This is a genomic window from Pseudoscardovia suis (genome assembly GCF_002797875.1).
Lineage (GTDB): Bacteria > Actinomycetota > Actinomycetes > Actinomycetales > Bifidobacteriaceae > Pseudoscardovia > Pseudoscardovia suis.
In genome coordinates this window covers 143,382-156,327 of record NZ_PGFC01000004.1, presented here as the reverse complement: position 1 = coordinate 156,327, position 12,946 = coordinate 143,382, and the positions used below count along the sequence as shown (strand labels likewise).

Annotated in this window: 10 protein-coding genes; 2 read left to right on the top strand and 8 right to left on the bottom strand. The window is 60.6% G+C overall.

Going from position 1 to position 12,946, the window contains the following annotated elements:
* Positions 1-20: 20 nt before the first annotated feature.
* The 3 genes from CLV65_RS06120 to CLV65_RS06110 all read right to left on the bottom strand — a co-directional run bounded on the left by CLV65_RS06120 (position 21) and on the right by CLV65_RS06110 (position 5,044).
* A complete protein-coding gene (locus CLV65_RS06120) occupies positions 21-605 on the bottom strand; it encodes a KH domain-containing protein (RefSeq protein WP_094691875.1) in 585 nt (194 codons plus the stop codon).
* An 89-nt stretch (positions 606-694) separates the two neighbouring features.
* Positions 695-1,165, bottom strand: coding sequence for a hypothetical protein (locus CLV65_RS06115; RefSeq protein ID WP_144441910.1), 471 nt, complete (start codon positions 1,163-1,165; stop codon positions 695-697).
* Between the two features lie 12 nt (positions 1,166-1,177).
* Positions 1,178-5,044: a starch-binding protein gene (locus CLV65_RS06110; protein WP_158216109.1), complete on the bottom strand. Its 3,867-nt coding sequence runs from the start codon at positions 5,042-5,044 to the stop codon at positions 1,178-1,180.
* 452 nt (positions 5,045-5,496) lie between these two features.
* Here CLV65_RS06110 and CLV65_RS06105 point away from each other — a divergent pair, with 452 nt between their 5' ends.
* Together CLV65_RS06105 and CLV65_RS06100 are read left to right on the top strand one after the other, a co-directional pair.
* Positions 5,497-7,509, top strand: a complete 2,013-nt coding sequence (locus CLV65_RS06105; protein WP_094691872.1) for a hypothetical protein — start codon at positions 5,497-5,499, stop codon at positions 7,507-7,509.
* Between the two features lie 137 nt (positions 7,510-7,646).
* A complete protein-coding gene (locus CLV65_RS06100) occupies positions 7,647-8,387 on the top strand; it encodes an ABC transporter ATP-binding protein (protein ID WP_094691871.1) in 741 nt (246 codons plus the stop codon).
* On the opposite strand, the gene CLV65_RS06095 is transcribed toward CLV65_RS06100, so the two are convergent.
* From CLV65_RS06095 to prfA, 5 genes are all read right to left on the bottom strand, one after another.
* Entirely contained in the window at positions 8,366-8,896 is a 531-nt protein-coding gene (locus CLV65_RS06095) for a hypothetical protein (protein ID WP_094691870.1), read from the bottom strand. The two genes, CLV65_RS06100 and CLV65_RS06095, sit on opposite strands and share 22 nt — an antisense overlap.
* Positions 8,897-8,909: 13 nt before the next feature.
* Positions 8,910-9,341, bottom strand: a complete 432-nt coding sequence (locus tag CLV65_RS06090) for a hypothetical protein (protein WP_094691469.1) — start codon at positions 9,339-9,341, stop codon at positions 8,910-8,912.
* 467 nt (positions 9,342-9,808) lie between these two features.
* On the bottom strand, positions 9,809-10,261 hold the full coding sequence (locus CLV65_RS06085) for an SMI1/KNR4 family protein (RefSeq protein WP_094661012.1): 453 nt from the start codon (positions 10,259-10,261) through the stop codon (positions 9,809-9,811).
* 382 nt (positions 10,262-10,643) lie between these two features.
* Complete coding sequence (prmC, locus tag CLV65_RS06080; protein ID WP_094691468.1) at positions 10,644-11,789, bottom strand: peptide chain release factor N(5)-glutamine methyltransferase; 1,146 nt, start codon at positions 11,787-11,789, stop codon at positions 10,644-10,646.
* A complete protein-coding gene (gene prfA, locus CLV65_RS06075) occupies positions 11,789-12,889 on the bottom strand; it encodes a peptide chain release factor 1 (RefSeq protein WP_094691467.1) in 1,101 nt (366 codons plus the stop codon). Before prfA ends, prmC begins: the two co-directional genes overlap by 1 nt.
* Positions 12,890-12,946: the final 57 nt, after the last annotated feature.

The window sequence follows — 12,946 nt, the reverse complement described above, 5'->3', positions numbered from 1 at the left end:
CCGAAGGGCAACAGGAGATGTCATGAGAACTCCACATCATCCCAATACACATGGAAGAACGTCACGGCCCCAGCATCATCAAAGGAGTCGGGATTCTTCGCCCGAGAACCGATGGCGACATGATCGGGCTGCCAAGTGACGACGCACTCGTAGTGGATGGTGTCGGTGTCCTCCATCACGGCTTGGAAACTAGCCTTCTCCGTTCGCCCACCATCAACGGCGTGGGTCATGGTGACCGTCACCGGCACACCGTCCCATGTGGCCGGCAGGGATGTCATCTTATCGACCGTGACCGCGTAGGCACCGTCAGGCGACTCGGACCGGCACCATGTGCGGCCGGCAAGCGGAGGAAGCCAGATGACGGCGGCGAGAACCAGAAGGACAAGAAGGTCAATCAGCATCGCATTCATGACCCAGGACAGGCTGCGCGTCTGCGACTGCGCGCCGGACACGACACCCGTCCGGCGATGACGGGCGATGTTGACACTCATGACAATCACAATGACGACGAGCACGGGCAACGCAACAAACAGAGCCACTAACAGTAACAGGATGACGACCATCAGCACAGCGGCGAGCTCAGTAAGAATCATGGAGGGCGTCATGTCTGGTTCCTTTTCGGATAAATCTCAGAATCGAGACGATTCATGCCAACCCCGCCTCCAAACCGACCAAGGTCTCGCGATGATTCATGTCAGTCCACCTCATCCTTGCCATGAGACGTGAAATCCTCAGGATAAATGCGAAACGTCGCTCGTCCCCTCCCGCAATCCGGGTAGGTGACAATGAGCGCATCCTCGCCGTTCGTTGTAAAGGCCGGAAAATCCGTGGCGCATGTGGGAAGGATGAAGGTCTGCGTGCCCACTCCATTGTCAGCGGACTTATCAGGTGAGAAATAGGTGACGGTCATGCATGTTTTCCATGCCCAGCAGTGCGGCCTCTCCTCAAGCCAGGCTTCACCGCCATCCCACGAATCCGGAAGAAGCTCGCTGCGCAGGTTCACCGTCAGTGGGATCCTGAAACACCAAACCACCAGCGGAAACAGGACAAGAATGGCCACGAACTTGGAAATCAGTCGCTTCCGCGACCTCCCGCTGTGCATGGTTCGGCCGGAACCGACCCTCGCATCGCCAAATGGCGTCTGTGCCTCCATATCGTTACGCATGGCGTCCTTCTCTCACATATGGCTCAGAAGGTAGTTGGCGAACGCGTCGGCTGCCGCCTCCGAGTGAACGGATTTTATCTTGGTGAAGCCGAATTTCAGAAAGAGAACATGGGGAATACCGTGATATGTGCTGTTTGTGTACACGCGGATGTCTCGGTTCAATGCATCTTCGCTTCTTCCAGCGATGAAGGTTGCAGAACGACTCTGGCACTCACCGTATTTGCTGTAGTAATCGCTCATGTTATCGGCAAGAGCCCGGTTTGTTCCTTTCAGTTTCTCAGAAATGTTTTTCGCATCAATGTCGGCATAGACATCGCCAGGGCCGAATCCTTTCTGCGGGTCACCACCTATCAAGGCATAAAGGTCGTCATAATAGATTTTGTAGCTGGAGGTACTTGTATATGCAGATTTCATAATCGTCTGCAAGTCGCCAGCCCAACCGCTCAAATCATCAAAGACCGTCTCGCTGGCGGCCAGAACATATGCTTCAAAAAGTACGTACAGCATATTGTTCCCCAAAACGATTCCATCCTCCGCCACGGCTACTTTTGTATTGTAGATGAGTCCCGTGAGAGTCGCTCCGAAATGCGGCAAATCCACAGCTCCGTCAGCCGTATCGGCATGGATTGTGGCCTTTCCCGAGAAATACTCGTATAGCCCCGGATATCTGTTCTGTCGTTTCTCCACATACGCGACGAAATCGGAGTTCACCATTCCACCAGTAAAATCCCACATCAGAAAATCCTTCGGATTGTGCAATCCACCGACATAGGCATCATTGAATTGCCGTAAAAACATGAATACAAGCCAATACTCATAGGGGAGGCTGTACCGGACTAGTGTCACATTCACAGTCCTGGCACTCGTGTAGTCATAGGCGAGTTCCTCGAGCTGTCCGAGTTTGTCGATGAAGTTGTCGTTGAGAGTGAAAGACCTCGGGTGGGGGTCGGTTTCGCAATCCTCGACTGCGGAGGTCACGGGCCCGCCGCAGGCATCATGGTCAAAGTCGCCGTCCGTGTCCGTCTTGGTGGGATCGGATACGTAATCCATGTAGACGGGCAGCGCGGGCAGCGAGTACACGGCGGTCGGCAACCCGCTCCGAGCGAGCCTCTCCGCCCAGGGACGCACATCAACAGTGGCAGACGCAACCACGCCGCCAAGCTCGGCCAGGTCGCCGGCACCGTCCCCGTCGGTGTCCGTTCCGTCCTCGGCAAGGGGCGCCGCGAGGCGCACTACTCTGGGCAGGAAAGTGGCCCCTCCGACGCAGTCGCCCAGAACGACCCACTGACCATCGGCCGTCTTGTCATGCACCCCGTCGGCTATCTGCAGAAGTTGAGCCTGGAAGTCGCCGTTCAAATCCACCCACATGCCACCGGTCGTCTCCCACATCGCCTGATACTCGGCCTTGTGCGATGCCGTCGTGACTACGCTCACATGCCAGCCGGCCGCGGCCAGTTTGTCAGCGGCATCCTGCATGTCGGCCAAGCCATGCGAATTGTTGGTTTTCGCACCCGCGTCGGTAACAAGGACGACGAACTTCTCCGCGCCGCTACGGGAGTCCATGTCCAGCACCTCGCCGAGGGCATCCAGCGGGGTTTCGGGGTCATCGCCTCCCCCGTCCACGGCAAGCCCATCGATGGCTTGCTTGAACAGGCTGAGATCCGTATACCATGCCGACCCGTTGTTCCGCACAACCTGCGTGCTGTCGGATCCGTCCGCGGTCGTGTCTCTGAAGCTGACGAGGGCGAGGCTGGCGGAAACATCCGTGCCGTCGATCCTGTCGACGAACTCTTCCACGTTGGTTTTCACGTTGCTTATCGCGCCATACATACTGCTGGTCGTGTCGATGGCGAACACGATGTCCGCCTGCCCCTTCACATCCCACGTGGCGATTGAGGTGTCCGACAGGGACGGCGCCCGCAACGGCGCGACCGTCGCTGCCGCGGAGACGGAGGCATCCTCACTGTCATCGACACCGCTCGTGTTATCCCCGATGGGCTCCAGACCGATGCTGCTGGCCCAAGCGATGAAGTCAAACACGAAGTAGTAGCCGCCTTCCGCCACTGGCACGGACAGGCTGCGCGCCTTCCCATCCCACGCAGCGTCCAACGCCTCGGCCTGCCCGCCCGTGGAGTGCATGACAAGAAGGCCGTTCGACGTGGTGCCGTCGGGAAGCGCATACTCGTTGAGTGTGTAATCGCCAGAAAGTGTGAACGTGAGGGTACCCGAAGAGAACGAACCATCGACGTGGATGACCCGGCCGACGTAGCCACGCGCATCGCCCAGCATCCACCCGTCGTACCCATCCACCGACACGCCGGCCACATCCCGCGCCGCGCCAGTCACCGTAAGCGAAGGCACAGCCAGATTCTTCCCGTCGAGCAGGTCGGAGCCTATGCCGCCCACGCCGGACAGATCATTGATATCCACCTTGTCCAGCGTCCGCGACATGTTGGTCGATGCGTCCGGCACGCCGTCGCCATCCGAATCCCCCACATGAGGGTCCAATCCCAGCACCGTCTCCGCGCCGTCATTCAGACCGTCCTTGTCCGAGTCCGCGTTCAATGGGTCGGTGCCCAACCCCAGTTCAGAACCGTCATCCACGCCATCCTTGTCCGTGTCCGATTCCAGCGGGTCAGTACCCAGACCCTGCTCCCGCAGGTTCGTCAAGCTGTCCGAATCCGGGTCCGCGCCCCCGTCCGCAACGCCGTCACCGTCCGAATCCATGTTCAGCGGGTCGGTGCCCGCCTTCCCCTGCTCGAACCCATCCGGCAGACCATCACCATCCGAATCCCGGTTGCTCCGGTCCGTGCCCAGCACAAGCTCCATGCAATCGGCAAGCCCGTCCGCGTCCGAATCGGTCTCGCCGTCCACCCACGCGCCGTCCCTGTACCACATCACGCCGCTGGCTTCCAAACCCGGCTCCATGCGCCCTGGAATCTGACTACTCCCGTCTGTAAACACAATCCGAGCCTGCGAATACTTCTCAATCCGATAAATCCACCAGCCGTCCGACAACTCCTCCATCGCAACGCCAGGCCATGCCGGCCCCGTATCGGAAGCATCCTTGTAGTAATACACGCGCGGATCGCCCCACCCGTCTGGTTTGTGGAACATCACCGTGATTCCCTCAGGGCGCGCGTCGCTCCACTCACCACCCCTGTACCACATCTCACCGGACACGGGGAACCCGTCCTCCATGCGCGCCGGAACCTGCGCATCTGCTCCGTTGCTAAACAGGACCTTCAAGCCGTCGCCCATACCGAACACCGTCCTGCTCCACCAGCCGTCCCCATCCGCAAACATCCTGGCGCCAGGCCATGCCGGTCCGGTAGCCCCCGTGGAGTCATACCAATACAAATTCACGTTGCCCCACGAGCCGTAATCGAAATAGTGCACCGTTACACCTTCGGGCTGATGGTCATACACCCGCCCGCCCACAACCCACACGCTGCCGGCATCACCGCCCGTTAAGCTCAGTCCCGGCTCGCCCTGGCCCGGAGACTGACTCGCACCGTCATCACTGAAAATGCCTTTCACTGAATCGAGACCCGTCACCTCATATCTGTACCAGCCGCCGCCGGCATCCTCCATCGCCACCCCAGGCCACGACACCGGCTGAGCGTCATCCGTGTAGTAATAGAAAAACGGGCTCGCCCAGCCCGCAGAATCATAAAACCACACATCCAATGAAGAATCCGAGGAGGAACTCGCGCCACTCGAGCCGCCTGTTTCCTCAGCCAATGCCGGAGCGACCCCACAGGCCAACGCCATCACAAAAGCCACCGCGCTCGCAAGCACACGCAGGAACGCGTCCCGCGCACCGCCACGGCGCACACCATCACGCACCGAACGCCATCCGGCAACTATCCTACGCATCCCCAGCCTCCCTTGACTCGGCTCTCTAATCCGACGCAACCCGGTCACGGGACACCAGCGGCCCGCACAACCAGAATTGAAAAGAGCATAACAAGCAAGCGCCCAGGACACACCCACACACAACATCATCACAACCCCGCATACAGCCCCGCCACAGACGGCCACGCCACTGCCGTCAGCGAGCGCGTCACTTGCAACGCCCGCTGACGAAAAGTCCAATAGCCATCAAATGCCGATACCCGCTGCGACACGCAGAACACCGGCATACAATGAAAACGAAAAAGGAGAACAAACATGGGACTTAACATCACCCTCGGCTTTCAATCGCATTATTACTATCGGCTCTGCTCGCCCGAAGGCTGAGCCGGCGGCGCGTCACCCCCACCATTCTCTTTCCATATGCGTTTCAGCGATCAATAAAGCATTAATAAAGCAACGATAGGTCGGGCATCATGGCAAAACGAGCTGTCCAAGCATGGTGGCTCCTGTTCTGCGCGCTGTGCGTGGTGTTCGCGGGCTTCTGCGTTGACTCCAACGAACAGATTTACCCCTGGGGCACACAGGTCGCCAGCTACGCGGACTTCTCGCAAACCACCCTCAGAAAAGAAGATGTCGCCGCTCATCTCGCTTCCGCGGCCCAGAATACGCCATCCGGATACTTCCTCCTGACGAAGACGGACCCCGGCGATGCCGCGAACGGCCTCTCCATCACATGGTTCGGCAATGAGCCCGAAGAGGCCGAGAACACCGCGTTTCAATCCAACCAACCCGAGTGGTTTCACAATGGCCGCCATGCGACTGTCAGGTCCTGGCAGGATCTGGGGCTCAGCAATCTTTCCGGATCGTATTCTTTCGCCGACGAACAGACAGCTGCCGCTTTCGCACAGGCCACGGGTGAACTCAACGCAACAGTGCAGCCGCGTGGACGTCGCTCACCCATCGCCGGTGTGACGGAAGCAGTCGCGAACAATGTTGGCGTGCTGTTCCTCGCAGCTTCCCTTGTTTCCCTCACCTTCGTGGTGGTGTGGACGTGGGCAGGCTCGCGCCGCAACCTCAATTCCGTGCGAATCGTGAACGGCGATTCCCCCACAGTCCTTGTGCGCGCCTCATTCGTGTCGATGATTCGAATGGCAGCGATTCCCGCGGCCATCTCAACGATTGCATCGTTCATCATCGTTTCGGCATCGCACAGCTGGCACGCCTGGGCGGAATTCGCGACCACAAGCGTTGCGATCATCGCGGCGCTCATCATCATCGCCGCCGTGCTCACCCTGCTCTTTTCCCTCGCGTTCATACCAAAAGTCCGAGAAATCGCATCGCGGAAGGATCTATCCACGCGCATCCGTCGAGGCGACGGAGCCTTCTCATGGCTGTGTGTCTTCCTGGCGCTGCTGTCCATCCCCCTGTCCGCCTCGGCCTATGCGGAATCCGGCGACATCCTCAAGGACGCAGAGGTATGGCTCAACGCCCAGGACGCGGTCACCTTCGACATCCAGCCTTCTTACAACGACGGCACCCATGACAAGGCGTTCGCGAAATTCTTCGAGCGGGCACAGGATGACAACATCATGGCGCTGTCGTACTCGGTCGGGTCAATGATGGTCTCATCCGAAGGCGCGCCACCGACAGACGAACAAATCATCCAGCAATTGCAACCATTCGAAGATGTCATCATTACCAATTCGACGTTCCTCGATCTTCTGAAGGTCAACACAGCATCCATGTCACCCATAGATGCCGACTCCCTCCCCAAGGGAATTCAAGATTCCCTGAACGACTATGACGGACTGTGGTTCATGCACCCTGACGGCGACGCCACGCCCTACAAGCTTTACACATGGCAAGGCTCGCAGGCTTTCCCCGCGCTGCTGCATTCGCCGAATCCCGGAGACATCAAAACTGTGCACCATCCGTTGCTGCTGGTGTTCGACGACGCCGCGCATGGCCTGAGCACAGTTAACTTCCTGGAAGCTGCGCTGACATCAGGCAACATAGTGTTCACCGACCTGCCATCGGCCGAGAAAATCATCGATGAAGAAGGCCTTGATGGCGTGTTCTACTCGGCGAGCACGGTAAGCGACGCCGCAATCGACGCCGCGAAAAGAAAACGCAACGAGATGACGGTCGACATAGCCTCCGCGATATGCGCGTTATGCACGGCCTTGTATTGCATCGGCGAATCTGCCCGCATCTGGTCATGGCAGCATATGCGAGAGATTTTCTTGCGCCACACGTCCGGTGTTGCCTATCCGCGCATTTGCGCAAGGCATTTCATACCGCGAATCATCATTCAACTGGTAATCACCCTTGCCGTGATGACATTGTGCACCAAGGTTTTTGCGCAAACACAAGGCATCGATGCGATGATCGCAGTTTCCTGCGCCCTGATGGCCATCGAAACGTGCGCATGCATGCTGTATGCCAAGGCCGCTTTCCGCGACGTAATCATGCGGCGCAGCGATTGACGGTATTGACGGTATTGACGGCAGGACGCCGAAAACAGAAATCCTCTTGAGGCAATCCCATTGGAATCCCTTCGCAGAGATCCTCGTGGGATTGATACATCAGCCACATCACAGCGCAAAAGAGCGGAGAGCAACCCATGACGATCGAATTGAACAACGTTGGATTCACCATTGGAAAAAGACCATTGTTCGAAGCCATCACACAATCAGTTCCCGACGGCGCCATCTGGGCGCTCCAAGGGAGTTCCGGCAGCGGCAAGACGACCCTTCTCAACATCATGGGGCTGCTTCTGAAACCCACCGAAGGCGAAGTGACGATCGACGGGAGACCCACACGCAGCTGGAACGACCGTCAGCGCAGGCACTTCTGGCACGACCACGCGGCTTTCATCTATCAGGATTACGGCATCATTCCCAGCGAAACGGTCGCATACAACATCACGCTGATGTCTCGCTTCGCCGACTGCCGGAGGATTCGGCCCCAGGCATCTTCGCAACTGCATCACATCGCCCAGCAGGTCGGGCTGGACGGAATGCTGAACGAACGGGCGGGAGTGCTTTCCGGCGGCGAGAAACAACGCGTGGGGATAGCCCGTGCGCTGTGGAAAAACGCCTCCTACATTTTCGCCGACGAGCCGACCGCTTCACTGGATGCATCGAACCGAGACCTCGTGACGGAACTGCTGCTCCAGCGCGCGCAATCCGGCTCCACCGTGATCGCGGCATCGCACGACGCCGACTTCATCCACCATTGCGACGGCATCATCGACGTGGAGCATTACACCGCGGACGATCAGCGTTTCGCAGAGCTAAGGCAAGCCGCAAAACAAGCCGATGACTTCTTCTCGTCGCCCTATCACTCCTCGTCACCCCAGTAATACGAGAAGAAGCAGTCCTTCTGCTTCTCATAGCGAGGGTTATCCGCCCCGACGTCAACGTAACCGTCACCCCATTCCACCGCACACGACCCGCCGTCGTAAGGCACGTACACCACGAACCGACGGCTCCAGAGCACATCGCCCCCAGGACCGACACGCTCCAGCGTGAACCGCGTTGGCGTCCCGGACATGATCGTGGCGCTGGCCAGCATGTCCGCCCTCAGGCTGTACGTCCCGTCGGGCGACTGGGACCTGCACCACGTGCGGTTGCCGATGTACGGCACTGTGGTTACCCCGTAATAGAGAAGAAACACCAGCAGGAACCCAAGGAACGCGTTCAGCGCCGTCGACATGCCATGGAGCGCGTGCGCGCCGCCGGTCGGCCTTCCCCTTTCCACAAGCCACAAGACGAAATAGAACGCCAGCATAACGATGCACAGTGGAATGGCAAGGCACGCAATCACCAGTGCGACGAATATGATCAGATGAAAGACCTCCACGGGTTCCATGACACCCTCCCGTTCAGTCGGTGACGGGGACGAGGAAGGCCTCATCCGACGGGCAGCCTGGGAAGGAGACGCGCACATACCTGCCGCCAGGCTTCCCGCCGAGACGTCGTACACGGTCGTAGGAGTCGGCCAAGGCCGGGTCGCCCGTCGCGCACTCCGGGACGACGAAAGTCCGTCCGCCATCGGCATCATCCCAGTTCGCCCACAGGAGCAGACATGTGCCTGCAACGCCGGGACACGTCGTCCTGATGGCGTCCCAGCCGGAATTGCCAGCGGGTTGGTCATAGAAGCCCAACTGAATCTGGAAGCACAAGGCCGCCACCAGCAGCTGGAGCAGAATCGCCGCAACGAACTTCACCACTACGCGTCGCCCGATTCCATCCGCCGTCGGATCGCCGCAGCCTTCCCGGACTGCACCCGCAGCCGAAAATCTCAATCGTTTCATTTCTAACTCCCTAACCTCATCCCACAAAAATCGACAAAGACATGGACACCGCACAAACGCATCAATGCAAGCCGCCGCGGCATCGCGCATCGAAGGGCAACAGCAGATGTCATGCCTGGCGCCAGACGCAGGGACACGCCCCGCGCACCTCCGCGGTGCACGCCGCCGCGCGCCGAACGCCTTGTGGAAACAATCCCGCGCATTACCGAACCCCTCCGGCTCTCCGATTCCGATGCAACCCGGCCACCGCCCGGGCTCCATCACCCCACGGCAACCGAAATTGGAAAAAGCGTAACAGGACGAACGCCCGGACCACCCCACGCGCACGGCACCATCACAATCCCCACGCAACCGACACACCCAGCGCCCCCGCGCAACCCGCTCACAGGACGCAGACCCGTACCGGCAGGACACGACACGGCCCAGCACTTACCCCGCGCACGGCCCCCGGCCGGACACGCGGCAGACTAACCGCTAATCGTCCATTGGCGAAGAACGTCTTCAAGGAAGGCAAAGAAGTCCCCATAGCGCACGGCATCGTCGAAAGTGCCACCCTCACGGTTATAGACCACCGTCGCCTCACCCGTCAGACTCACAAGCACGAGGTCGGTATCCGGCATCATTCCGACGACAAGCCAGCCGCCCTCGGGCGTATAGGGATCATCGAGCTCCAGCAGCGGCGGATGGACGACGCCATACAGCTCGATGCCCTCCGGAGAGAACAGACGCCCGCCGTCGCTGATCTCCAGCCAGCTCCTGAACGACGCGGGAAGCACGACGCCATTGCCGCACTCGAATTCGGAAATCTCCGCATCGGTCGCACCAGGACGCAACCGCGTCCCATCCACCTGCGCCAGATTCGCGGCGATTTGCCGCATCAGTTTTCTCCTCCTGTCGGTGAAGTCTTCCTCTGCAACCATGTCTGTGTTCCTTACGATGCAACGGATCAGGTCAGGATTACGTAACGCTTCCAACGGTACATGAGCGATGCCGTTCCAGACGCCATTGCATGTACCGTACCACGATTCACAGCGGCGCGCAGGCGAAACGACTCTGCGAAGCGAGCACGGATCGCTCCCGCAATGCCAATCACCTGGCTTCGCCATGGTTTCGCCATGATGCCCAATGCCGAGGGTGCGGCATCGTGCACCCTCGACCGCAGATAGACCACCCCGGCCGCCCTTACGGCACCACAACCGGCGTCGAGGGAGCATTATCCTGCACCCTCGACCGCAGATACCCCGCCACCAGGCCTCTCCGGAAAGCTAACGCGCCGCCGCAGCATTCCCGCGGCAACCCGCCTTACTCTCCGTCGCGGCAGGCGACGAGGAAGCGGTCGCGACCGGTCAGGTCCGGCTCGGTGCGCGTCTGCACGAAACCCATGCGCAACGCGGCGTCGCGCAACGCCGCGCCTTGCGTGATGTCATGCTCCATCACCACCAGCCCGCTGGGACGCAGCAGAGCGGCAATGCGGCGCAGCAGCAGCACGGGGATGCGCAGCCCGTCATCCGAACCGCCGAACAGCGCCACATGCGGGTCCCAATCAATGACCTCGGGCTGTTCGGGCGGCGTGGCGAGCGGAATATACGGCGGATTCGTGACGACCGCGTCGATGGTGCCGTCGAGCTGCGCAAGCGTCGCGGCGTCCGTGGCGTCCGCCTGCACGAGATGGTATCGGTCCGCCGCGTCAGGCATGCCGTCAAGAATGCGGCGCGCGTTGCGGCGCGTCCAGACGATGGCGTCATCGTCTTTCTCGACTGCCCAGACCTGGCTCGTCGGCAGTTCGGTGACGATCGACAGCCCGATGGCGCCGGTTCCGGCGCATAGGTCCACGACGCGGGCGCCCGTGTCCGCGATGCGGGCGGAACGCAGCCATTCGAGCGCGAGATCCACGGCTGTTTCCGTCTCGGGCCGCGGCACGAATACGCCGGGGCCGACAGCGAGACTCAGATAGCGGAACGGCGCGGCGCCGACGATATACTGCAGCGGTTCGCGAGCGCAGCGGCGCCGAGCGGCGTCGCGCAGGCGTGCCATGGCTTCGGACGGATCGTAGCCTCTTCGCGAGCTGTTTTCGCACTCCTCCGCGTCACAGTTCGCGTCACCATCCGCGTCACCGTCCGCATCGTCGTTCGCATGGACGATGCGCGCGAGAAGTTCCTCCACCGTGTCACCCATGAGCATGGCGCGGCGCACGTCGCCGGTCTCGCATCCGCATGCCCATGCGAGCAGGATCACGGCTTCGAAATCGCCATGGTCCACGCCGGCCGACCCCAAGGCGGCGCCCACGGCCGCCACGGCGGAGCGCACGCTGGAAAGCCGCCCGTCCGGGAGCGTGCCGTTCCCCGACCGCCCCGTCGCATAATCCATCGCGGAATCCGTCGCGGGGCTCGGCACGCCGGTCCCGGCGCCGCCGCAAGGAAGACCCCTGGTGGCCGGTGAATCAGCCATCAGTCATTTCCGCCAGCGGCACGCGCCAAACGGTCAGCTTCATCCGCCTGGATGTCGGAATCAATCACCGCTTGCAGATCGCCGTTGAGCACTTGGTCAAGGTTGTAGGCCTTGTAACCGGTGCGATGATCCACGATGCGGTTCTCAGGGAAGTTGTAGGTGCGGATTCGTTCGGAACGGTCAAGAGAGCGCACCTGCGAATGGCGCAAATCCGCGGCTTCCGCAGCCTCCTGCTCGTGCTTGATGGCGAGCAAACGGCTCTTGAGCACGCGCATGGCGGCCTCGCGGTTCTGAATCTGGCTACGTTCGTCCTGCATCGTCACCATCATGCCCGTAGGCAGATAAGTCAGGCGCACTGCGGAATACGTGGTGTTGACACCCTGGCCGCCGGCGCCGGAGCTCATGTACGTGTCGACGCGGATGTCCTTGGGGTCGATCTCGATCTCATCGGTGTCGTCATCGGCTTCAGGGAACACGTACACGCCTGCCGCCGAAGTCTGGATGCGCCCCTGCGATTCGGTGACGGGAATGCGCTGCACGCGGTGCACGCCGCCTTCGTATTTGAGCGACGCCCATACGCCGTCCTGCGGGCTGGGGTTGCCCTTGGCGCGGAATGCGACCTCACAATCCTTGATTCCGCCAAGCTCCGTGGTGTTTTGGTCCATGATCTCGACCTTCCACCCACGCTTTTCGGCATAACGGGTATACATGCGCAGCAGGTCGCCGGCGAACAGCGCCGCTTCCTCGCCGCCTGTGCCGGCCTTGATCTCCATAATCGTGTCGCGCGCGTCATCGGGATCGCGCGGGATGAGCGCCGTGCGCAGAGTCTCCTCATCCGCGGCGAGCTGACCTTCGAGACGCTTTGCCTCGTCAGCAAAAGCCGCGTCCTCGCCAGCAAGCTCCTGGGCCGCTTCCAAATCGTCCGCCGTGCGCTGCCAAGCCCGGTAGGCCTCGACGATGGTGCCGAGTTCCGCATGGCGACGCCCGAGCTTGCGCATGGCAGCGGGGTCCGCCGCCACCTGCGGCTGACTCATCTGCTTCTCAATGTCCTGGTATTCTTCCAACGCGGATTGCGCCGCTGGAAACTTCTCGTCGCTCATACTTCGCCTTCCTTGCTCAAGCATACAAAAAACGCCAGTCCCGCACCGCTGCGCTGC

Coding starts and splice junctions, on each gene's coding strand:
- CLV65_RS06120 (WP_094691875.1), bottom strand. CDS start 605: ATGACGCCCTCCATGATTCTTACTGAGCTCGCCGCTGTGCTGATGGTC.
- CLV65_RS06115 (WP_144441910.1), bottom strand. CDS start 1,165: ATGCGTAACGATATGGAGGCACAGACGCCATTTGGCGATGCGAGGGTC.
- CLV65_RS06110 (WP_158216109.1), bottom strand. CDS start 5,044: ATGCGTAGGATAGTTGCCGGATGGCGTTCGGTGCGTGATGGTGTGCGC.
- CLV65_RS06105 (WP_094691872.1), top strand. CDS start 5,497: ATGGCAAAACGAGCTGTCCAAGCATGGTGGCTCCTGTTCTGCGCGCTG.
- CLV65_RS06100 (WP_094691871.1), top strand. CDS start 7,647: ATGACGATCGAATTGAACAACGTTGGATTCACCATTGGAAAAAGACCA.
- CLV65_RS06095 (WP_094691870.1), bottom strand. CDS start 8,896: ATGGAACCCGTGGAGGTCTTTCATCTGATCATATTCGTCGCACTGGTG.
- CLV65_RS06090 (WP_094691469.1), bottom strand. CDS start 9,341: ATGAAACGATTGAGATTTTCGGCTGCGGGTGCAGTCCGGGAAGGCTGC.
- CLV65_RS06085 (WP_094661012.1), bottom strand. CDS start 10,261: ATGGTTGCAGAGGAAGACTTCACCGACAGGAGGAGAAAACTGATGCGG.
- prmC (WP_094691468.1), bottom strand. CDS start 11,789: ATGGCTGATTCACCGGCCACCAGGGGTCTTCCTTGCGGCGGCGCCGGG.
- prfA (WP_094691467.1), bottom strand. CDS start 12,889: ATGAGCGACGAGAAGTTTCCAGCGGCGCAATCCGCGTTGGAAGAATAC.